The organism is Variovorax sp. N23, assembly GCF_025486315.1.
Taxonomy (GTDB): domain Bacteria; phylum Pseudomonadota; class Gammaproteobacteria; order Burkholderiales; family Burkholderiaceae_C; genus Variovorax.
On the sequence record NZ_JAOOPY010000003.1, the window covers coordinates 188,141 to 209,075 of the forward strand.

Annotated in this window: 17 protein-coding genes; 10 read left to right on the forward strand and 7 right to left on the reverse strand. The window is 69.3% G+C overall.

All coding sequences use genetic code 11. From position 1 onward, the window contains the following. Positions 1-18: 18 nt before the first annotated feature. The 7 genes from N8A90_RS06085 to N8A90_RS06115 form a co-directional block, all read right to left on the reverse strand. On the reverse strand, positions 19-957 hold the full coding sequence (locus N8A90_RS06085; protein WP_262073777.1) for a 2-hydroxyacid dehydrogenase: 939 nt from the start codon (positions 955-957) through the stop codon (positions 19-21). 43 nt (positions 958-1,000) lie between these two features. After that, entirely contained in the window at positions 1,001-1,978 is a 978-nt protein-coding gene (locus N8A90_RS06090; RefSeq protein ID WP_262073778.1) for a tripartite tricarboxylate transporter substrate binding protein, read from the reverse strand. Between the two features lie 2 nt (positions 1,979-1,980). Further along, positions 1,981-2,709, reverse strand: a complete 729-nt coding sequence (locus N8A90_RS06095) for a ribonuclease activity regulator RraA (protein WP_262073779.1) — start codon at positions 2,707-2,709, stop codon at positions 1,981-1,983. A gap of 22 nt (positions 2,710-2,731) precedes the next feature. Then, positions 2,732-3,739, reverse strand: a complete 1,008-nt coding sequence (locus N8A90_RS06100) for a Bug family tripartite tricarboxylate transporter substrate binding protein (RefSeq protein WP_262073780.1) — start codon at positions 3,737-3,739, stop codon at positions 2,732-2,734. 1 nt (position 3,740) lies between these two features. Next, the gene (locus N8A90_RS06105) at positions 3,741-4,751 is read right to left on the reverse strand and encodes a tripartite tricarboxylate transporter substrate binding protein (RefSeq protein WP_316044003.1); all 1,011 of its coding nucleotides are present in this window, start codon (positions 4,749-4,751) and stop codon (positions 3,741-3,743) included. 41 nt (positions 4,752-4,792) lie between these two features. After that, positions 4,793-6,553 (reverse strand): L-arabinonate dehydratase, encoded by a 1,761-nt coding sequence (gene araD / locus N8A90_RS06110; RefSeq protein ID WP_262073781.1) that lies wholly within the window; start codon positions 6,551-6,553, stop codon positions 4,793-4,795. A 141-nt stretch (positions 6,554-6,694) separates the two neighbouring features. Continuing rightward, on the reverse strand, positions 6,695-7,726 hold the full coding sequence (locus N8A90_RS06115) for a LacI family DNA-binding transcriptional regulator (protein ID WP_262073782.1): 1,032 nt from the start codon (positions 7,724-7,726) through the stop codon (positions 6,695-6,697). Positions 7,727-7,904: 178 nt separating this feature from the next. Here N8A90_RS06115 and N8A90_RS06120 point away from each other — a divergent pair, with 178 nt between their 5' ends. The 10 genes from N8A90_RS06120 (at position 7,905) to N8A90_RS06165 (ending at position 20,747) form a co-directional block, all read left to right on the forward strand. Next, positions 7,905-8,078, forward strand: a complete 174-nt coding sequence (locus N8A90_RS06120) for a hypothetical protein (protein ID WP_262073783.1) — start codon at positions 7,905-7,907, stop codon at positions 8,076-8,078. A 200-nt stretch (positions 8,079-8,278) separates the two neighbouring features. After that, positions 8,279-9,100 carry a translesion DNA synthesis-associated protein ImuA gene (gene imuA, locus N8A90_RS06125; protein ID WP_262073784.1) on the forward strand — a complete coding sequence of 274 codons (822 nt, stop codon included), beginning with the start codon at positions 8,279-8,281 and terminating at the stop codon, positions 9,098-9,100. Then, positions 9,069-10,484, forward strand: coding sequence for a Y-family DNA polymerase (locus N8A90_RS06130; RefSeq protein ID WP_262073785.1), 1,416 nt, complete (start codon positions 9,069-9,071; stop codon positions 10,482-10,484). The genes imuA and N8A90_RS06130 overlap by 32 nt, the downstream gene beginning before the upstream one ends. Continuing rightward, a complete protein-coding gene (locus tag N8A90_RS06135; RefSeq protein WP_262073786.1) occupies positions 10,477-13,863 on the forward strand; it encodes an error-prone DNA polymerase in 3,387 nt (1,128 codons plus the stop codon). The genes N8A90_RS06130 and N8A90_RS06135 overlap by 8 nt, the downstream gene beginning before the upstream one ends. A 109-nt stretch (positions 13,864-13,972) precedes the next feature. Beyond that, positions 13,973-15,484 (forward strand): ATP-binding protein, encoded by a 1,512-nt coding sequence (locus N8A90_RS06140; protein WP_262073787.1) that lies wholly within the window; start codon positions 13,973-13,975, stop codon positions 15,482-15,484. After that, the gene (locus N8A90_RS06145; protein WP_262073788.1) at positions 15,474-15,875 is read left to right on the forward strand and encodes a response regulator; all 402 of its coding nucleotides are present in this window, start codon (positions 15,474-15,476) and stop codon (positions 15,873-15,875) included. Before N8A90_RS06140 ends, N8A90_RS06145 begins: the two co-directional genes overlap by 11 nt. Continuing rightward, complete coding sequence (locus N8A90_RS06150; protein WP_262073789.1) at positions 15,856-16,182, forward strand: Hpt domain-containing protein; 327 nt, start codon at positions 15,856-15,858, stop codon at positions 16,180-16,182. Before N8A90_RS06145 ends, N8A90_RS06150 begins: the two co-directional genes overlap by 20 nt. Positions 16,183-16,194: 12 nt before the next feature. Continuing rightward, positions 16,195-16,554 carry an STAS domain-containing protein gene (locus N8A90_RS06155; RefSeq protein ID WP_262073790.1) on the forward strand — a complete coding sequence of 120 codons (360 nt, stop codon included), beginning with the start codon at positions 16,195-16,197 and terminating at the stop codon, positions 16,552-16,554. A 64-nt stretch (positions 16,555-16,618) separates the two neighbouring features. Next, positions 16,619-20,041 (forward strand): PAS domain S-box protein, encoded by a 3,423-nt coding sequence (locus N8A90_RS06160; protein ID WP_262073791.1) that lies wholly within the window; start codon positions 16,619-16,621, stop codon positions 20,039-20,041. Between the two features lie 4 nt (positions 20,042-20,045). Continuing rightward, on the forward strand, positions 20,046-20,747 hold the full coding sequence (locus N8A90_RS06165) for a response regulator transcription factor (protein WP_262073792.1): 702 nt from the start codon (positions 20,046-20,048) through the stop codon (positions 20,745-20,747). Positions 20,748-20,935 lie beyond the last annotated feature (188 nt).

Consider the following 20,935-nt stretch of genomic DNA (forward strand, 5'->3'; position numbering starts at 1 on the left):
TGTTGTTGTGGTTCCGGGTCAGTGCGCCGCGCTGACCAGCGGCCGGCCTGCGAAGAAGGCCGCGAGGTTGTCCTCAACCCGCTGCGCCATGGCCGCGCGTGTCTCGTGCGTGTTGCTGGCCAGGTGCGGCAGCAGCACGACGTTATCGAGCGCGAACAGCGCCTCGGGCACCATCGGCTCGTCCTCGAACACGTCGAGGCCGGCGCCGGCGATGCGGCCGTTCTGCAGCGCGTCGACCAGGGCCTGTTCGTCGACCACCGTGCCGCGCGAGATGTTGACGAGGTAGCCCGTCGGCCCGAGCGCATCGAGGATCTCGCGCGACACCAGGCCGCGCGTCTCGGTGCCGCCCGCGCTCGCCACGACGAGGAAGTCGGCCCATTCGGCGAGTTCCTTCAACGACCCCGCATAGACATGGTCGACATCGACGAGCGGCTTGCGGTTGTGATAGCGCACGTCCATGTCGAAGCCCGATGCGCGCCGCGCGATGACGCGCCCGATGCGCCCCATGCCGAGGATGCCGAGCTTCTTGCCCGACACCTTGGTCGCGAGCGGGAACTGGCCTTTGAGCCAGTCCCCACGCCGCACGAAGCGGTCCGACGCGCTGAAGCGGCGCGCCACGTCCATCACCAGCGCGAAGGCGGTGTCGGCCACGCAGTCGTTGAGCACGTCGGGCGTGTAGCCGACGGCGACGCCGCGGGCGCGCGCGGCATCGAGGTCGATGGCGTCGAGGCCGACGCCGAAGCTCGAGATGACCTTCAGGTTCGGCAGGGCCGCGATCAGCGCCGCATCGGCGCCGAAGCGGGCCGACGTCGCGACCCCGACGAACTCGCGGCCATGCGCCGCGAGGAAGGCCCTCGGGTCGGGCTCCTTGTGCAGCAGATGGATGTCGTAGGTCGCGGCGAGACGGGCTTCGAGGGCGGGCAGCAGCGGGCCCATCTGGAGGAGGCGGTGAGGCATGAAGAAAGTTCGAATCAGAGACAAAGAGGAAACAGCGATCGGCTCACTCGGCCTGGATGCCCGCGTCCTTGGCGACCTTCGACCACTTCACCATCTCGGTGCCGATGAAGCCGCCGAACTGCTGCGGCGTGCCGCTGCCGGGCTCGATGCCGTTGTCCTGCAGCGTCTTGCGCACGTCGGGCATCGCGAGGATCTTGTTGACCTCGGCATTGAGCTTGGCGACCGTGGCTTTGGGCGTGCCCGCGGGCGCGAGCAGGCCGCCCCAGGTGCTGGTCTCGTAACCGGCCACGCCGGCTTCCTGCATGGTCGGCACGTCGGGCAGCACCGAGGAGCGCTTGGTCGTCGTCACCGCCAGCGCGCGCAGGCGGTCGGCCTTGATCTGCACGTTGGCGGCGGCCACCGTGTCGAACATGAGCGAGGTGCGCCCGCTGATCAGGTCGGGGTGCGCCAGCGTGCTGCCCTTGTACGGGATGTGCGTCATGTCGAGGCCGGCCATCGACTTGAACAGTTCGCCCGAGAAATGCGGCGCACCGCCGTTGCCGCTGGACGCGAAGCTCAGCTTGCCGGGGTTGGCCTTGCCGTAGGCGATGAGCTCCTTGACCGACTTCACCGGCAGCGTGGGCGAGACGATCAGCACCAGCGGCACCACGTGCGTCAGCGCGACCGGCTCGAAGCTCTTGACCGTGTCGAAGGGCAGCTTCTTGACCATGCTCGGGTTGATCGCATGGCTGCTGGCGACCAGCACCAGCATGTGGCCGTCGGGCGGGCTCTTGGCGACCAGGTCGGTGCCGATGATGCCGGTGGCGCCGGCGCGGTTGTCGATGACCACCGGCTGGCCCCAGGCCTCGGTGAGCTTCTGGCCGATGAGCCGCGCCGCCAGGTCGATCGCACCGCCGGGCGAGGCCGGCACGACGATGGTGATCTGCTTGCTCGGGTAGGTCTGGGCCTGTGCCTGCGCGGGCAGCACGGCGGCCACCGCCAATGCGCACGCCAGCTGAAGTGCTCGAAGTGGAGACGCCATGGTCAAACTCCCTTTTCCTTGCGCCAGCCTTCGAAGGCGGCGCGGGTTTCTGCGTTGGGTGGATAGGTGCCGGCCAGCCGGGCGCCGCCTTCGATGCGTTCGAGGATGAAGGCCTCCATCTTTTCCTGTTCGACGGCGTCGCGCGACACCTCCTCGGCCAGGTGCTGCGGAATGACCACCACGCCTTCGTCGTCGCCCACCATCACGTCGCCCGGGTACACCGGCACGCCGCCGCAGCCGATCGGCACGTCGAGGTCGATGGCGTGGTGGTGGATGAGGTTGAGCGGCGCGCTGCCGCCCGCGCAGTACACCGGGAAGTCCATCTGCGAGATCGGGCCGCTGTCGCGCACCGGGCCGTCGGACACCAGGCCCGCCGCGCCGCGGACCTTGAGCCGCGTCGTGAGGATCTGCCCGCCCGATGCCACCCGCGTCTCGCCGCGGCAGTCGATCACCAGCACGTGGCCGGGCGGCACGCTTTCGATGCCCTTGCGCTGCGGATGGTTCGGGTCGTCGAAGGCGCTGATCTGGTCGAGGTCCTCGCGCGCGGGGATGTTGCGCATGGTGAAGGCCGGGCCGACCAGGTTGCCGCCGCTCGGCGTCGTGAGGCGGCGCACCTGTTGCAGGTAGACGTTGCGGAAGCCGCGCTTGAAGAGCTGGGTGCACAGCGTGGCGACGCTCACGTGGCGCAGGCGTTCGCGGGCTTCGTCGGAAAGGGGTGTGGTGTCGGTCATGGGTGGCGTTGGAAAGGAAAATTCAGTTGGCCGTCGCGCCGGATTTGCGGACGAGCTCGCCCCAGCGCGGGATCTCTTTCTGCATCAGCGCGGCGAGGTCGGCCGGCGAGCCGGCCACCACATCCATGCCGAGCTGGTTCGTGAGCTTGTCCTTCACTTCGGGCGTGAGAAGGATCTTGTGGATCTCGGTGGCCAGCCGCTGCGCGATCGGCGCGGGCAGGCCTTTGGGCGCATACACGGCCTGCCACGACGCCATCTCGAAACCCTTCACGCCGGCTTCCTGCATCGTGGGCAGATCGGGCGCCAGCGCCATGCGCTTCGCAGTCGTCACGGCCAGCAGCGTGAGCTTGCCGGCCTGCACCAGCGGCAGCGCCGCCGTGATCTGGTCGAACATGAAGGTGACCTGGCCCGACGACACGTCGAGCATCGCCGGCGGCGTGCCCTTGTACGGGATGTGTGTGAGCTTCACGCCGATCATGTCGGCCAGCATCTCGCCCGCGAGGTGCGTGGACGTGCCAGCCCCCGACGACGCGAAGGTACGCCGCGCCGGGTCCTTCTTCAGCAGCGCGATCAGATCGGCGACCGAGTTGACGCCGAGCGCCGGGTCGACGATCAGCACGTTCGGCAGGAAGGCCACGAGCGCGATCGGATCGAAGTCCTTCACCGGGTCGTAAGGCAGGTTCTTGTACAGGCTCGCATTGATGGCATGCGTGCTGATGGTCTCGCCGAAGAGCGTGTAGCCGTCGGGCTTGGCCTTGGCGACATAGCCCGCACCGACCGCACCGGCGGCGCCCGGCCGGTTGTCGACGATGACCGGCTGGCCGAGCGCGTCGCCCAGCTTCTGCGCGATGACGCGGCCGATCACGTCGGTCGAGCCGCCGGGCGTGAAGGGAACGACGTAGGTGATCGGCTTGCTCGGCCACTTGTCCTGTGCGAGCGCACTGCCTGCACCGAGAAGGGCGCCGGGCGCCAGCAGCGATGCACCGGCGACGAGCAGGCGGCGGCGATGGGGGAGGTGGGTGCGCTTCATGTCATTCCACCTTCACGCCGCCGGCCTGGATGACCTGGCCATAACGCAGCTTGTCCGCGTCGATGGTCTTCTGCAGTTCGGCCGGCGTGCTGCCGCGCGGCGTCGCGCCCTGCGCGATCAGCGCCTTGCGCATGTCCTCGGTCGCCACGGCCTCCTTCACGTCGGCGGCGATCCTGTCGACCAGCGCTTGCGGCGTGCCGCTCGGCGCCAGCAGTGCCACCCACGAACCGGACTCGGCGTTGGGCACGCCGAGCTCGGCCAGCGTCGGCACCTCGGGCATGGCGGGCGAGCGCTGCGCGCTGGTCACGGCCAGGGCGCGCAGCTTGCCGGTCTTGACGTAGCCGGAGGTCTCGAGGATCGACGCGAAGAGCATGTCGACATGGCCGGCCATCAGGTCCGACATGGCCGGCCCGCCGCCCTTGTAGGGCACGTGCACGAACTTCACGCCGGTCGCCTGCTGGAAGATCTCGGCCGTGAGGTGCGGCGACCCGCCGCTGCCCGAGCTCGCGTAGGTGTACTTCCCGGGCGCGGCCTTGGCGAGCGCGATCAGCTCCTTCGGCGTTTTCGCCGGCAGGCTCGGGTTGACGACGAAGGCGAAGGGCAGCTCGGCGAACAGCGAGATGGGGGCGAAAGCCTTGTCCGCGTCGTACGTCAGCTTGTAGAGCGACGGGTTGATCGACTGCGTGCCGACGTTGCCGATCAGCAGCGTGTAGCCGTCTGGCTTGGCCTTGGCGACCAGCTCGGCGCCGACCACGCCGCCGGCGCCGGTGCGGTTGTCCACCACCACCGTCTGGCCCCATTTCTGGCCCAGTCGCACGGCGAGCAGGCGCCCCGCGATGTCGGTGCCGCCGCCGGGCGCGAAGGGCACGACGACGGTCACGGGCCGCGTCGGCCAGGTGGGGGCCGGCGTGGTCTGCGCGGCCACGGCGAAGGGCAACGCCATCAGGGCGAGCTGCGCGACGCGCAGCGTGAGCGGGCCGAGGGTTCGGCGTGTGAACTTGTCTGTCTCCATGTCTTTCCTTTTTTGTATCTCGTTGTCGTTGGGCGCTGGGGTCAGTGGATTTCGGGTTCGCCCTGTCCGGCACCTTCCGCGTAATCGGGCGCGAGGAAGTCGAAGTCGCAGCCGGTGTCGGCCTGTTGCACATGCTTCAGGAACAGCACGCCGTAGCCTCTGCCAAATTTCGGAACGGGCCTTTGCCAGTCAGCCCGGCGCTTCGCGATCTCCTCGTCGCTCACGGCCATGTCGATGCGGCGTGCCTCGATGTCGAGCGTGACCAGGTCGCCGTCGCGCACCAGCGCCAGCGGCCCGCCGACGTGCGACTCGGGCGTGACGTGCAGCACGCAGGCGCCGTAGCTGGTGCCGCTCATGCGTGCGTCGCTGATGCGCACCATGTCGCGCACGCCTTCCTTCAGCAGCTTCTGCGGGATCGGCAGCTGGCCCCACTCGGGCATGCCGGGCGCACCCTGCGGGCCGGCGCTCTGCAGCACGATCACACTGTCCTTCGTGACCACCAGTTCGGGCGAATCGATGCGCGCGGCGAGGTCGTCGTAGTTCTTGAAGACGACCGCCGGGCCGGTGTGCTTGCGCAGGTGCGGCTCCATCGCGGCCGGCTTGATGACGGCGCCCGACGGCGCGAGGTTGCCGTGCAGCACCGCGAGGCCGCCGCTTTCGAGCAGCGCTTCGCTGCGCGGGCGGATCACGTCGGCGTTGAAGGTCTTCGCGTCGGCGATGTTTTCGCCGAGCGTGCGGCCGTTGCAGGTGCGCTGGCTGCCGTCGATGAGCGGGCCCATCTCGCGCAGGAAGGCGCGCAGGCCGCCGGCGTAGTAGAAGTCCTCCATCAGGTACTTGCCGCCCGGCCGCAGGTTGGCGATGACCGGCGTGCTGCGTGCCAGTTCGTCGAAGCGGGCCAGGTCGAGTGGCACGCCGGCGCGCCGCGCCATCGCGATCAGGTGGACGATCGCGTTGGTCGAGCCGCCGAGGCCGAGTACCGCGGTGACCGCGTTGTCGAAGGACGCGGGCGTGAGGATGTCGAGCGGCTTGAGGTCTTCCCAGACCATGTCGACGATGCGCTTGCCGGTGTGCGTGGCCATCATGGCGTGGCGCGAATCGACCGCGGGGATCGACGAAGCGCCCGGCAGCGTCAGGCCCAGCACCTCGGCCGCGCTGGTCATGGTGCTGGCGGTGCCCATGGTCATGCAGGTGCCGGCGGAGCGAGCGATGCCGTCTTCCACCGCCTGCCAATCGTCTTCGGTGATGTTGCCGGCGCGCAGCTCGGCCCAGTACTTCCAGGTGTCCGAGCCCGAGCCCAGCACGCTGCCCTTGTAATCGCCGCGCAGCATCGGGCCGGCGGGCACGAAGATGGTCGGCAGGTTCATCGCCAGCGCGCCCATCACCAGGCCCGGCGTGGTCTTGTCGCAGCCGCCCATCAGCACCACGCCGTCGGCGGGGTAGGAGCGGATCAGCTCCTCGGCCTCCATCGCGAGCAGGTTGCGGTAGAGCATCGTGGTCGGCTTCTGGAAGGCCTCGCCCAGGCTCATCGCCGGGATCTCGACCGGGAAGCCACCGGCTTGCCAGACCCCGCGCTTGACCTCTTCCACGCGCTGCTTGAAGTGCGTGTGGCAGGAGTTCATGTCGCTCCAGGTGTTGAGGATGGCGATGACCGGCTTGCCCAGGTAGTCGTCGCGGCTCAAGCCCATCTGCGCGGTGCGCGAGCGGTGGCCGAAGCTGCGCAGGTCGCGCGCGCCGTACCAGCGGTGGGAGCGGAGGTCTTCGGGTTGCTTGCGGCGCGGGGCGGGTGTGGTGGCATCGGTCATGAGGCTCGAATGTTAGCGCTGTCATTCCGATGTGAAGCGAGGGTTTTCCTTTGGTTGTTCCACTCGTTCAACGAGGAGGTGTTTCCGCTGTCAGTGCGGCCGATGCCTGCGAGGCGATGCGCGCAGCGCCGACGAACAGCCTCAGACGCTGTCGCGCTCGATCAGCGAAAAGCCCAGGTCGATGACCTTCTGCGTGACCTCGACGCCCTTGGCGCGCTCGACGATGAAGCGCGCCGCCTGCCGGCCGATGGCGGTGCCGTCGATGCGCACGGTCGTGATGGCGGGGTGCGTGTGCTGCGCGAAGGCGAGGTCGCCGAAACCCATCACGCCCAGGTCGGCCGGCACGCGCAGGCCGCGCGCGTGCGCCTCGGTGATCACGCCGTGCGCCAGCGCATCGGAACTGCAGACCAGCACGTCGGTGTGCGGCGCGTCCGTGAGCAGGGCGGTCAGCGCGGTGCGTCCGCTGCCCAGCGTGGTGGGCGCCGCGACGGTGTGCACCGGCACCGTCGTCACGCCGAGGTCGGCCATCGCCGCGGTGAATCCCCGGCGCCGCAGGTCGGCGCGCTGGTCGTCGCCGGTCACGACGGCGGGGTGCCGGTAGCCCTTGGCGTGCAGGAAGCCCGCGATGGCCGCACCGACCTTCTCGTGCGAGAAGCCCACCAGCATGTCGACCGGGGTCGGTGTCAGGTCCCAGGTCTCGACCACCGGGATGCCCGAGGCGAGCAGCCGGCGCCGGCCTTCGGCCGAATGCATGATGCCGGTCAGCACGATGCCGTCGGGCCGGCGGCCGATGATGGCGTCGATCAGCGCGTCCTCGCGCGAGTGGTGGTAGCCGCTCTGGCCCAGCATGAGCTGGTAGCCGGCCTCGTCGAGCGCCTCGGTCAGCGCCTGGATGGTTTCGAGGAACACCGGGCCGGCGATGGTCGGCACCAGCGCCGCGACCAGCCGGCTGCGGTTCGACGCCAGGCCGCCCGCCAGGCGGTTGGGCACGTAGCCGGTGCGCTCGACCGCCGCGCGCACCTTCTCGCGCGTGTCCGGCGACACCAGCTCGGGCGTGTTGAGCGCGCGCGAGACGGTGATGGTCGACACGCCCGCGAGCTTGGACACGTCGCTGAGCGTGATGCCGCCGCTGCCGCGCCGGGCCGCACGGCCGGGAACAATCTGTTGGATCACGAAAGGAGCACTCTGGAGGTTGGCGAAAGAGAGAAGGGCGCCAGCGGAGCGTTTCATTATCTCCAGTGCCGCGCTGGAACCTTCGGGCTACTTTCGAGACGCATTCTTCGGGAATTCGAGGAGAGGGCTTTCCCTTGGGTGTATCCCCTGAGTCCCTGCCGCCGCTGCATCATGGTCCATGACCAAGCTTTTCCTTTATGCGCTCAGCATGGGCGTGTCCGTGGCGCTCGTCCGGTACGTGGGTCCGGCCGCGCTGCTGGCGGTGTTCGCGCTCTGCGGTTGCACGTTTCTGTTCTCGACGGGCGCCGTGTGCGAGCCGTCGGAGGCGGACAGCGACCACGGGTTTGCGTGAGCGTCGGCCGGCCTGACGCCATAGCGGCTGCGCGGACGGGCTCCCAGGGCCGCCAGAACTGAACATCGGCGGCGACAAAAGATCGAGTGCGCTCCGGCCCCCGCTCGGGCGAAGCCGCCGAGCGGACATGCGCTGTCACCAGAAAGGCATTGCCCATCGGCAGAATACTGTATAAAAATACAGTTAACAGTCGATCCGCCATGGGCCAGCCTTCTCCTTCCTCATCCCTCTCCTCCTTTTCTTTCGCTTCCGCCCGACACAAGGTCTGGCGCGGCGACGAGTTGGGGGCGGCCGACATGCCGGTGGTGGGCACGGGCCATCCGGCGCTCGACGCCGAACTGCCCGGCGGCGGCTGGCCGGTGGGCGCCATGACCGAGCTGCTGCAGGACCGGCCGCAGGCGCATGTCTGGCCCTTGCTGCTGCCTGCACTGGCCCGGTCGGTGGCAACGCGCGGCGGGCCGGTGGTGCTGATCGGTGCGCCGCACGAGCCTTTCGGGCCGGCCTTGGCGGCCGGTGGGTTGCCCACCGAGGCGCTCCTGTGGGTGCGCAGCGACGCCTCGGCGGCCCGGATGTGGGCCTGCGAACAGGCCTTGCGCTGTGCCGATGTCGCGGCCGTCATGGCCTGGCTGCCGCAGGCGCGGGTGGGCGAACTGCGCCGCCTGCAACTGGCGGCCGCGCAGCACGAGGCGCTGCTGTTCGTGATGCGGCCCGAGGCCGTGGCGCAGTCGGCTTCGCCGGCGCGGCTGCGCCTGCAACTGGTGGCGGCCGACGGCGGGCAGATGGACGTGCACCTGCTCAAGCGCCGCGGCCCGCCGCTCGCGCAGCCGCTGAGCTTGCCGGCCCGCAGCGAACGCATGACGGCGCTGCTGGCGGCCAGCCAGTGGCGGCGCCAGCGTCGCCAGCCGCAGGAGGCCGTCCAGACCGCCCCCGCCCAGGGCGCGACCATCGTGCGCCTCGATGTGCGCAGCAGGCGCAGAGAGGAGGTCGCCCATGCAGTGGATCGCCTTGCGGTGGCTGCCTGAAGACGATGCGGCGGTGCCTTCTTCCGACAGCGCTGCCTCCGTCCGGCCGGCCCCCGAACTGCCGCTTTCCCTCGAGGCCCTCGGCTGGTGGGCATTGCGCTACACGCCGCGCGTGGCCTGGCTCGACGAGGCGCTGGTGCTCGAGGTCTCGGCCTGCGAACGGCTGTGGGGCGGCCTGCAGCCCCTGATGCGCCTGATGACCGCCTGGAACCCGGTGCCCGGCAGCCGCCTGCAGAAAGTGCAGGGCGCCACCAGCCTGGTCGCGCTGGCCCGGCTGCGCCTGTTCGCACTCGGCCAGCAGCCGCCGGCCGACATCCCGTCGGCCCTGCCGCTGCACACGCTGACGGCCGCGCGCGAACATCTCGACGTGCTGGCCCGCATGGGCTGCCGCACCTGGGGCGACGTGGCAGCGCTGCCGCGCGGCGGACTGTCGCGGCGCTTCGGCGCGGCGCTGCGCGAGGCGCTCGACAGGGCCTGGGGCCTGCGGCCCGAGCGCCACACCTGGCTCACGCTGCCCGATGCCTTCGCGCAGAAGCTGGAGCTGCCCGCACTGGCCGAGAACGCGCATGAACTGATGTGGTCGGCCAACCGGCTGCTGGCTGCACTGCAGGTGTGGTTGCGCGTTCGCCAGCGCGGGGTGCTGGCGCTGGAACTGGAATGGACGCTCGACCTCAAGCGCTACAACGGCGTCGACCTGCCGCCGCATCAGCACATCACCGTGCGCACGGCAGAGCCCACGCAGGACATGGCGCACCTGCGCCGCCTGATGAGCGAGCGGCTCGCGCTCACGAAGCTGGCTGCGCCGGCGAGCTGGCTGCGGCTTCGCTCCATCGAGACCACGCCCTGGGCCGGCGCCAGCACCAGCTTCCTGCCTGAGGACAACCGCAAGGGCGACAAGCTGCACGAACTGGTCGAGCGGCTCAGCGCCCGGCTGGGCCCGCGCGAGGTGCTGGTGCCGGTGGCGCAGGCCGACCACCGGCCCGAAGGCATGCAGCGCTGGCAGCCGGCGCTGCGTCGTGCGACGGCATCGGGCGCCTGCGGCCTTCATCCCCACCTTCTCCCGAAAGGGGAAGGAGCCGGTGCACAGGGAGATACCCTGTATCCGCCCTGGCTGCTGCGCGAGCCCTTGCGCCTCGACATGCGCGACGGCCATCCCTGGTACCACGGCCGCCTGCGCAGTCTGGTCGGCCCGCAGCGGCTCGAAGCGGGCTGGTGGAGCGACAGCGGCAGGGGGGGCGACGACGAAGGCGGCCACCCGGCGGTGCGCGACTACTACGTCGCCGAGAGCCCCGAAGCGGGGCTGGTGTGGATCTTCCGCGAACGGCCATCGGGCTGCTTCACCTCCGGCGAGGTGCGCTGGTTCCTGCAGGGGCTCTATGCCTGAACACACCGACAAGCAGATGCAGGCGCGGCAGCCTGCGCGGCTGCATGCGCTGCCGCCCAGGCCCACCCCGCCGGTGCACGGCCGACACGGCCTGCCCGGCTACGCCGAGTTGCACTGCCTGACGAACTTCAGCTTTCAGCGGGGCGCCTCGACGCCGCAGGAGCTGGTGGCGCAGGCCTACCACCTCGGCTACCAGGCCCTGGCCATCACCGACGAATGCTCGGTGGCCGGCATCGTGCGCGCGCACGTCGCGCTGCGCGAGCATCCCGAGGCGATGGCCGACTGGGAGCGCACCAACCCCGACGAGCCGCCGCTCACGCGCAACCCGGGTTTCCGGCTGCTCTTCGGCAGCGAGTTCCGCTTCGAGCGCTTCAAACTGGTGGCCATCGCGCACGACCTCGAAGGCTGGGGCCAGCTCTGCGAATTCATCACCGCGGCGCGCACCGGCGATGCGCCCAAGGGCGCGTACCAGGTGAGCTGGGAGCGCAGCGATGTCGCGTCGCTGCAGCATTGCGAGATCCTGCTCGTGCCGCATCGTCCGCCGGGCGGCGCCATGGATGTCGCATCGATGTGCGCCGACGTGGCCGCCGCCAAGGCGCTCTATGGCGAGCACCTGTGGATCGCGGTCGAACTGCTCAACGAACTCGACGACGACCTGTGGCTGATGACGCTCGAAGAAGTGGGCGAGGCTACCGGCGTGCCCCTGGTCGCGGCCGGCGACGTGCACATGCACAAGCGCTCGCGCAAGCGGCTGCAGGACGTGGTCACGGCCATCCGCGAAGGCAAGCCGGTGGCCGAGTGCGGCTTCGCGCTGCAGGGCAATGCCGAGCGGCACCTGCGCTCGCGCATCCGGCTGGAAAACCTCTACCCGGCCGAATGGCTGTCGAACACGCTGACGGTGATGGGGCGTTGTCGCTTCGACCCCGACGACATCAAGAAGCACTACGCGTACCCGCTGGAGCTGCTGGGCAACGGCGAGACGCCGGCGCAGACGCTGGTGCGCAAGACCTGGGAGGGCGCGCTGACGAGGTATCCGCTCGAACGCTATGCGAGCGGCATTCCGGAGAAGGTCTGCCGGCAGGTCCAGCACGAACTCGCGCTGATCATCGAGAAGCACTACGAGATGTTCTTCCTGACGGTCGAAGACATCGTGCGCTTCGCCAGGGAGCGGAGCATCCTCTGCCAGGGCCGCGGCTCGTCGGCCAACTCGGCGGTCTGCTACTGCCTGGGCATCACGGCCATCAACCCGGACACGGGGCATCTGCTGTTCGAGCGCTTCCTGAGCCGTGAACGCAACGAGCCGCCCGATATCGACGTCGACTTCGAGCACCAGCGGCGCGAAGAGGTCATCCAGTACATCTACGACAAATACGGCCGCGACCGCGCCGCCATCGCCGCCGTGGTCATCTGCTACCGGTCCCGCAGCGCCCTGCGCGACGTCGGCAAGGCGATGGGGGTCAACGAGCGCCTGGTCGACGAGTTCGCCAAGGACCATTACTGGTTCGACCAGACCGTGCTGGTGGATCGCCTCGAAGAAGCGATGGAACGCACCGGCGTGCGCGAGAGCCTGCAGAAGCTGCAGCTGTGGCTCGAGCTCACGAATGACCTCAAGGGCTTTCCGCGCCACCTGAGCCAGCATGTCGGCGGCTTCGTGCTCACGCAGACGAAGCTCACGCGCCTGGTGCCGGTCGAGAAGGCATCCATGAAGGATCGCTCCGTGATCCAGTGGGAGAAGAACGACCTCGAGGCCATGGGCATGCTCAAGGTCGACGTGCTGGCGCTCGGCATGCTGAGCGCGATCAAGCGCGGGCTCGACGTCGTGAACCGCTGGCGCGGCACGTCGCTGGAGATGCATCACATCGCGGATGACGACCCGAAGGTCTACGACATGATCTGCGCGGCCGACACCATCGGCGTGTTCCAGATCGAGAGCCGGGCGCAGATGTCGATGCTGCCGCGCCTGCAGCCGCGCACCTACTACGACCTGGTGGTCGAAGTCGCCATCGTGCGACCGGGGCCGATCCAGGGCGGCATGGTGCATCCGTACCTGAAGAACCGCGAGAAAGAGCGCCGGGGCGAGCCGATCACGTACCGCTACCCCCAGTTGAAGGAAGCGCTGGGCCGCACGCTGGGCATCCCGATCTTCCAGGAACAGGTGATGCAGATCGCGATGGTCGCGGCCCGGTTCAGCTCCGACGAGGCCGATGGCCTGCGCCGAGCGATGGCGGCCTGGAAGCACACCGGGCACATCGAGAAGTTCCAGAGCAAGCTGATCGAAGGCATGGTCGACAACGGCTACGACCGGCCTTTTTCGGAAGCCATCTTCGAGCAGGTCAAGGGCTTCGGCGACTACGGCTTTCCCGAAAGCCACGCCGCCAGCTTCGCGCTGCTGGTGGTCGTGAGCAGCTGGCTCAAGTGCCACGAGCCGGCCTGCTTCCTGGCGGCGATGCTCGATTCGCAGCCCATGGGTTTCTATTCGGCATCGCAGCTGGTGCAGGACGCGCGGCGCCACGGCGTGGAGGTGCGGCCGGTCGACGTGACGCTGAGCGAACTCGACAGCACGCTCGAAGCACGGTCCCACGATGCGTCGCACCGGCCATCCGCCGATCCGCAGTACGCCGGGTTCCAGGGCCGGCCCGATCAGCCGGCGGTGCGTCTGGGGCTCAGGCGGATCGTTTCGCTCAGCGAGGCCGGTGCCAGGCGACTGCTCGAAGCCCGCACCTTCGCGCCCTTCGCCAGCACCGAGGACCTGGCCGTGCGCGCCGACCTCGACACCAAGGACATGGCCGCGCTCGCCGGCGCCGATGCCCTGATGCGCCTGTCGGGCCACCGCCGCCAGCAGGTGTGGGACGCCACCGCGACGCGGGGCGTGGGGGGGCGGGCGCCGGCCCTGCTCAAGGGCGTGCCGATCCACGAAGCACCGCTGCGGCTGCCCGAAGCGTCGGAGGGTGAGGAGATCGTCGGTGACTACGCGTCGCTCAACCTCACGCTGCGTCGCCACCCGCTCGCGCTGCTGCGCCCCCGCATGGCGCGCTTCAGGCTGCTGAGCGCGCAGGAGCTGAGCGACGTGCCGCATGGCCGCACGGTGCGCGCCTGCGGCATCGTCACCATGCGCCAGCGCCCGCAGACCGCCAAGGGCACGATCTTCGTGTCGCTGGAGGACGAGACCGGCATCGTCAACGTGATCGTCTGGCACGACGTGGTCGAGGCGCAGCGCGAGCCGCTCCTCAAGTCGAAGCTGCTGGCGGTGCAGGGCGTGTGGCAGCGCGACACGGCCAGCGGCGGGCAGGTGCGGCACCTGCTGGCCCAGCGCTTCAAGGACCTCACGCCCTGGCTGGGCCGGCTCGCCGAGGGGCGGCGCAGCCGGGACTTTCATTGAACGGGCGCCTCGGGCATCCCCCGAGTTGGCATTTGTGATCGGTTTGTGAAATCTGCGGCAGCGGAGGGTCCCGCGCGCGCGATCCCACACTAGGATCGATGGGCTGCCCATGCAACTCATCGAAAGCCGCCAACCCCAACTGCTCGTCGTCGACCACGACGGAACGTCGAGTGCGGCCCTCTGCGAGATGCTGGCCTCGCTCGGGTATGACCTGGCGCAGGCGGTCGGCCTCGAGGCAGCGTCGACCTGCCTGGTGGGCAGGAATGCCGACATCGTCCTCCTCCATGTCGGCCAAATCCCCACGGAAGGTCTCGGCTCGGCGATCTGCCGACTGCGGCAAGCGTCGGGAACGACCTGGATGCCTGTGCTGCTGCTGGCCGAGCGCGCCGACGAGTCAGCGGTGGCGCAGGCACTTCAAAGCGGGGCCGACGACGTGCTGATGCTCCCCATCGGGGGGGCGCTGCTCGACGCCAAGCTGACGCGGTGGTCGCACACGCTGCAGCGGCAGCTGTCGACGGCGCGCCTGGTGCAGCGGCAGCGCGACATCCAGGACAACATCCTGGATTCGGTCCTGACGCTCGATGAGGACGGCCGAGCCGTCGAAGCCAACCTGGCGGCCTGCCAGACCTTCGGCGGGGGCAGGCCGGACGCCCTCGTGACCCGGGACATCGCGACGGTGGCCGCCTGTGCACGCAACGCGCTGCTCGCAGGGGGGCGGATGTCGCTGCGGCGTGGCGACGGCACGCACTTCCAAGCCGACGTGTCGGTCAGCCAATGGATGGAAGGGGAGGGAACCCGCACGACGCTCGTCGTTCGCGACCTGACCGAACAACTGCGCATCGACCGCATGCGCGACGAATTCGTCGCCACGGTCAGCCACGAGCTGCGCACGCCCCTGACCTCGGTGCTGGGGGCCATCGGCCTGCTGACCTCGGGCGCCGCCGGCGCCCTGCCGATCCAGGCGATTCCCCTGGCCGCGGCGGTGCAGCGCAACGGGGTACGCCTGAGCAAGCTGATCGACGACATCCTCGACCTGACCAAGCTCGAGGGCGACCGGATGGCCTTGCGCCTCAAGGTGAAGCCGTTGGCGCGTGTCATCCAGGAGGCCATCAGCGCCAACCAGGGCTACGCCAGCGGCCTGGGCGTCTATCTGCGTGCCGAAATGGCAGAGCCGGCCCTGGCCGATGCGTTGGTGTCGGTGGACGCCGATCGCCTGCAGCAGGTGTTCGGCAACCTGCTGTCGAATGCGATCAAGCATTCGCCCCGCGGCGAAACGGTCGTGGTGCGGCTGAGCACGCGCTCGGACGGACTGTGCGTCAGCGTGTCCGACAACGGACCCGGCGTGGCGGCCGACTTTCGCCAGCGGCTGTTCGAGAAGTTCTCGCAGGAAGACACCAGCGACCGCCGTTCGCAGGGCGGTACCGGCCTGGGCCTGTACATCGCCCGCCTGCTCGTCGAGCAGATGGCCGGCCGCATTTCCGCCGACACGCCGGCATCCAGGGGCGCGACGTTCAGCGTGTGGCTGCCGCGAGCGCCTTCGGACGCGAACGTGTTCCCCGAAGCGCACGAACGTGCGCCCCCTTCGGCGACCTGGCCCACGGAGGATAGCCATGCAGGATAGATTGCGCCGCGTCATGTGCGTCGAGGACGACGCCGACATCCGGATGGTCCTGGAGTTCAGCCTGGGGACCGTCGGGGGCTACGAGGTCTGCATGTGCGCCAGCGGCCACGAAGCCGTCTTTGCCGCCCAGGTCTTCAAGCCCGACCTCATCCTGCTCGACGTGATGATGCCCGGACTGAGCGGCCCCGAGACGCTGGGCGCGCTGCGCGAACTGCCCGCCCTGGCGGGCGTTCCGAGCGTCTTCCTCACGGCCAAGGCCATGCCGGACCAGCTCGAGGAACTGATGCAGTACGGCGCGACCGGTGTCATCGTCAAGCCCTTCGACCCGATGCGCTTACCCCGCGACATCCTCATCTATTGGGAACATGGACGTGCGCACCACGCTGGTTGACCCCTTGCCCGAAGGAACCGCACAGGCCTTTTTTCGCATGCAGGTGCGCTTTGTCGACGGCCTGCCTGCCAGAGGGGCCGCCATTCATGCGGCGACGGACAACGCGCAGCGCGAGGCCCTGCTGCACCGATTGAAGGGCGCCGCCGGGAGCTTCGGCTTCGCTGCCTTGAGCAGTGCCGCGCACCGTGCCGAGGAGGCCGCCTCGCGCGCCGACGCGGCGGCCCTCGGCGCGGCCTTGCGCGACATCTCGACGGAAATCGAAGCGTTGACACGCGGCGATGCCGCTTCCCACCTGCATTCACCCTGAAAACAGTCCAGCATGAGAATCCATTCGACCGTCGTGGGCGACAGCACGCTCGTCATTCAGCTGCGCGAGGAAAGTCTCGACGCCAGCAACGTGCAGGTCTTCAAGGACGCGGTCCAGGCCCTGTTGAAACATCACGCGTGCGTGGTGTTCGATCTGGAGGGCGTCCGTTTCATCGACAGCTCGGGCATCGGGGCGCTGCTGTCGTGCATGCGCCAGATGCGCCAGCGGCAGGGCGAGATGCGGCTGTGCGGCCTGTCTGGCACCGTGATCGCCCTGTTCGAGCTGATGCGGCTGGACCGTGTGTTCAGCGTGTTCGCCACCTGCGCGGACGCCACCGACCTCGAAGCCTGCGGAGGTGCGCCGAGGCCATGAACCCGGCGAGCGCGTCTTCCGGCGCCGGTCGACGGTGGGGCCTTCGCGGGATGGCCGTTCCCCGATGAACGGGGCGAACGACCCGGTCGAGCAGTCGATGCGTGCGCGCGCGCGCCGATTCTGCGCGATCTGCCTGTGCCTCGGTGCCGTCGTGCTGGCGGTCTCGATCGGCGAGATCACCCTCGACTGGCGAGCCCTGGAGCGTGAAACCGCCGAGTCCCAGGGCATGTATGCGCGCGTGGCCGAGGGCCAGCTCGCCGCCACGCTGGAACTGGTCGAGGGCCACCTGCGCACGACCGGGGAAGCGGTCGAGCAGTGGCTGGCCGACGCCGATCCCGTGCGCAGCCATCGCCTCCTGGAGGAGGCGGTGCGCGGGCAGCCCGTGCTCAGGAGCATGTCGCTGCTGGACGCGCACGGCCGCGTGCTGGCCAGTTCGGACACGCACAACGTCGATGCCGTCGTTGCGCTGAGCGCGCTGGGCGCGTTGGGCGATGTCCCGTCGGCGGCACGGGGCCGGATCGGCCCGCTCTTCGCGGCACGCGATCTGCGGCAGCTCTCGGAGGGCGGCGCGCGGCCCGCGGGCGTGTTTGGCCTCCCGCTGGTACTGGCGACCCAGGGGCGCACGCGCCCCCCGATGCTGCTGGTGGCGGTGATCGACCCGGAGCGACTGGCGTCGGAGCAGAGCCAGCTCCTGGGCGACGCGGCGCCGCGCGAGGCCGTGATCTCGACCGATGGCCAGCTGGTGACGGCTGGCAGCAGCGTGCCGCTGGATGTCGGAAGCCGACCTTCGGGCCTGCCCGCCCTGCGCCTGGCGGGCACGGGCACCGGCCAGGGAAGCTACGCCGACAGTGGGCTGGATGGGGAACTGTCCATCGGCGCGTACCGAAGGCTGCGCGAATGGCCGCTGATCGTGGTCGTCGAACGCGCCTATGCCGAGATCCGGGACGAGATGGGGGCGCAGATCCGATGGGCCGTGGTCGGCGTCGTCGCTTCGCTGAGCTGCATCCTCATCGGTTACGTGCTGGTTCGCAGGGGCCACGCCAGCGAGCTGGCCGCGCACCGGAAGGTCGTGGGCCTGCTGGCGCAGGCGGCCGCCAACGAGCAGCGCTGGCAGTTCGCGCTGGAGGGCGCGGGCGATGGCATCTGGGACTGGAACCTCGTCACCAACGACTTTCACCATTCGGCCCGCGCTTCCTCGATGCTGGGCTACGCCGAGGGAGAGGTGGGCGCGCGGCTGGAGGATTGGGCCGCACTGATTCATCCCGAGGACAGCGCCCGTGTCCGCGCGGCACGGGTGGCGCACCTCGAGGGCAGGGCGCCGCTGGTGCACGAGGAGATGCGCGGGCGCTGCAAGGACGGCAGCTGGAAACAGGTGCTGATGCGTGGCATGGTCACGCAACGCGACGCGCAAGGCCGGCCCGTGCGGATGACGGGAACCCTGACCGACGTGACCGAGCAGCGCGCCGCGGAAGCCGCCCTGGCCATGAGCCAGGCGCGGCGCGAGGCCGTCCTCCAGAGTTCGCTCGACGCCATCATCACGATCGACGACAACGCGCGCATCGTGGATTTCAACGCGGCGGCAGAGGCCATGTTCGCGAGGCGTCGTGCCGATGTCCTACAGCAGCCGCTGCACGAGCTGCTGCTGCCACCCGAACAGCACGAACCCTTCCTGCGCGCCGGGCGAAGCTTCAGGCGCACGGTCGACTCGCCCTTGCTGAACCGCCGGCTGGAGGCGGCCGCCGTCCGGGCCGATGGCACGGTCTTCCCGATCGAGTTCAGCATGGTGGCGGTCGAGGTGGGCGACCAGCAGTGGTTCACGGCCACGATGCACGACATCTCGGAGCGAAAGCGGGTCGAGCGTGCGCTGCGCGACAGCGAGGCCCGCGCGCTCAACATCTTCGAGCAGGCCGCCGTGGGGGTGATCCAGCAGGCGGCCGACCGACGGTTTCTCCGCGTCAACCAGACCCTGTGCCGGATGTTGCAGTACACGCCCGACGAATTCATGCGCATGACGCCGGACGACCTGATCCACCCCGACGACGTGGCGCCCGGCGTCGAGGGCGTGGCCAGGTTCGCGCGCGGGGAGATCAGCAGCTTCGTGCAGGAAAAGCGGATCCGCCGCAAGGATGGCAGCTACCTCTGGGTGCGCCTGACCGCATCCATCGGGCACGACGCGCCCGGCCAGCCCTTCTACGTGATCGGGATCGTGGAAGACATCCAGTCGCAGAAGCTGGCGCAGCAGGAGCTGGACGCGGCACGCCGGCGCGAGGCGCAGTTCGCCATTCGTGTGCAGCAGGAACTGCTGGTGACGCCCGCACGCTCGGCGCTGCCCTGCGTGTGGCTGAGCAATTACACCCGCCCGTCCGATGGCGTCGACGGCGACTTCTTCGAGCTGCTGCAGCCGGGTCCGCACTGCGTGGACCTCATCGTCGGCGACGTGATGGGCAAAGGCGTCAACGCGGCCCTGATGGGCGCGGCGGTCAAGATGCAGCTGGCGCGCTCGCTGATCGAGCTCCTGACGACGGATGCCGGCGGCCTGGGCCTGGCCCCCGAGCCGGCCCGGATCCTGACGGCCGTGCACGACGCGATGACGCCGCATCTCCAGGCGCTGGATGCGTTCGTCACGCTGTGCTACGTGCGAATCGACCGCCGCGCCGGCACCCTGACCTGGGCCGGCTGCGGCCATGAGGAGCCGGTCCTGGCGACTGCCGACGGCGCATCGATCACGCTCCACAACCAGCAGCCTCCGCTGGGCGTGCTCGACGATGCCTGCTTCCACCAGGACACCCTGCCGGCAGGGCCGGGCGACTGCCTGCTCATGCATTCGGACGGCGTCTCGGATGCGATCGACGCGCAGGGGCAGCGCATCGGTTCGGCGCGTGTGCGCCAGACCTTCCTGCGGCTCGCACGCGGGCATGTCGCCCCGGGCGCGGTGCTCCAGCTTCTGCGGCACGAGATGCTCGATGGCGCCACGCTCACCGACGACACGACGCTGCTGGTGGCGCGCATCAGTGCGATCGACGACTGCGCCCGCATCGACCTGGCCTGTGACACCGCGTCGTTGCCGGCGCTGCGCCGGCTGGTGGAGACGCAGGCCCGCGCGGCGTCCGTGGACGAGATCGACCGGGGCCTCTTCGCGGTGGCCGTCACCGAGGTCTTCACCAATATCGTCCGGCATGCGACCGGCCTGCTCGACGGCGCATCGATCGAGGTGTTCGCGCATCGTGGCAGCGACCGCCTGACGATCGAGCTGGTCCATGTGGGCGACCCCTTCAGCCCCCCGCTGGAACTGCCCTCGACCCACTTCGAGACCTTTCCCGAGGGCGGCTTCGGTCTGGCGATCATCCGCAAAGCGGCCGACGAGGTGGTCTACGACCATCACGCCGGCGTGAACACCACACGCCTGACGATCGCCACCGACCGAACCCGAAGGCACGGATGGGGGATTCCGATCATTGGTGTGCCGACAATGGGGTCACTACACTGAAACCATGCACATCGCCCTGGTCGAAGACGACGAAGCGCAGCGTGAGCTGCTCGAACTCTGGCTCACCGGTGACGGCCGGAACACGGTCGCGTCGTATGGCACGGCGGCGGCCCTGTGCGCGGGGCTGGCCGCGGGGCGCTACGACATCCTGATCCTCGACTGGTTCCTGCCGGATGCGACCGGCGCGCAGGTGCTGGGCTGGGTGCGGCAGCATCTGGGCGGGGCCCTTCCGGTCATCGTCGTCACGGCCAGGGAAGACGAGGCGACGGTCGTCGCCGCGCTGGCGGCGGGCGCGGACGACTACGTCGTCAAACCGCCCAAGCCCCTGGAACTCCTCGCGCGCATCGACGCCGTCGTCCGGCGTGTGCAGCCCCCGGGCACGCAGGTCCTGCGCATGGGGGTCTACGAGATCGACATCGCCCAGCGCCGCCTGTTCGTGGACAACGTCCCCGTGGCGCTGACGCAGAAGGAGTTCGACCTGGCGGTGTATGTCTTCCAGAATCCCGCCAAGCTCTTCACCCGCGATCACCTGCTCAACAGGATCTGGGGCCTGAACGCCGACATCGACACCCGCACGGTCGACACCCATATCAGCCGATTGCGCAAGAAGCTCCGGCTCGACGGATCGACCGGCTGGAAGCTGGCCTCGGTCCACGGCGTGGGGTATCGCTTCGATCGGGCCGACGACCTCGTCGAGCCGGGGTGAGCGGGGGGGCGCTTCGCTGCTGGCTATCGGCATGCCGCGTCGGGACTTGAAGGGCGCGTGCCGCGCGCGTCGTGAAGAAATTCACGGTGACCGGAATGAGGCAGCAAGTTTGCATTTCGGTCACAAGTGAGCCGCGATGCCGTTATCCAATCGCACGCACCCCTCCTTCATCGACTCCACCGCACAGC

Bases quoted from the DNA above. Each gene is read 5' to 3' on its own strand.
- N8A90_RS06165 (WP_262073792.1), top strand. From the start codon at position 20,046: ATGCACATCGCCCTGGTCGAAGACGACGAAGCGCAGCGTGAGCTGCTC.
- N8A90_RS06130 (WP_262073785.1), top strand. From the start codon at position 9,069: ATGCAGTGGATCGCCTTGCGGTGGCTGCCTGAAGACGATGCGGCGGTG.
- N8A90_RS06120 (WP_262073783.1), top strand. From the start codon at position 7,905: ATGACCAAGCTTTTCCTTTATGCGCTCAGCATGGGCGTGTCCGTGGCG.
- N8A90_RS06145 (WP_262073788.1), top strand. From the start codon at position 15,474: ATGCAGGATAGATTGCGCCGCGTCATGTGCGTCGAGGACGACGCCGAC.
- N8A90_RS06090 (WP_262073778.1), bottom strand. From the start codon at position 1,978: ATGGCGTCTCCACTTCGAGCACTTCAGCTGGCGTGCGCATTGGCGGTG.
- N8A90_RS06085 (WP_262073777.1), bottom strand. From the start codon at position 957: ATGCCTCACCGCCTCCTCCAGATGGGCCCGCTGCTGCCCGCCCTCGAA.
- N8A90_RS06140 (WP_262073787.1), top strand. From the start codon at position 13,973: ATGCAACTCATCGAAAGCCGCCAACCCCAACTGCTCGTCGTCGACCAC.
- N8A90_RS06105 (WP_316044003.1), bottom strand. From the start codon at position 4,751: ATGGAGACAGACAAGTTCACACGCCGAACCCTCGGCCCGCTCACGCTG.
- N8A90_RS06160 (WP_262073791.1), top strand. From the start codon at position 16,619: ATGAACGGGGCGAACGACCCGGTCGAGCAGTCGATGCGTGCGCGCGCG.
- imuA (WP_262073784.1), top strand. From the start codon at position 8,279: ATGGGCCAGCCTTCTCCTTCCTCATCCCTCTCCTCCTTTTCTTTCGCT.
- N8A90_RS06135 (WP_262073786.1), top strand. From the start codon at position 10,477: ATGCCTGAACACACCGACAAGCAGATGCAGGCGCGGCAGCCTGCGCGG.
- N8A90_RS06100 (WP_262073780.1), bottom strand. From the start codon at position 3,739: ATGAAGCGCACCCACCTCCCCCATCGCCGCCGCCTGCTCGTCGCCGGT.
- N8A90_RS06095 (WP_262073779.1), bottom strand. From the start codon at position 2,709: ATGACCGACACCACACCCCTTTCCGACGAAGCCCGCGAACGCCTGCGC.
- N8A90_RS06155 (WP_262073790.1), top strand. From the start codon at position 16,195: ATGAGAATCCATTCGACCGTCGTGGGCGACAGCACGCTCGTCATTCAG.
- araD (WP_262073781.1), bottom strand. From the start codon at position 6,553: ATGACCGATGCCACCACACCCGCCCCGCGCCGCAAGCAACCCGAAGAC.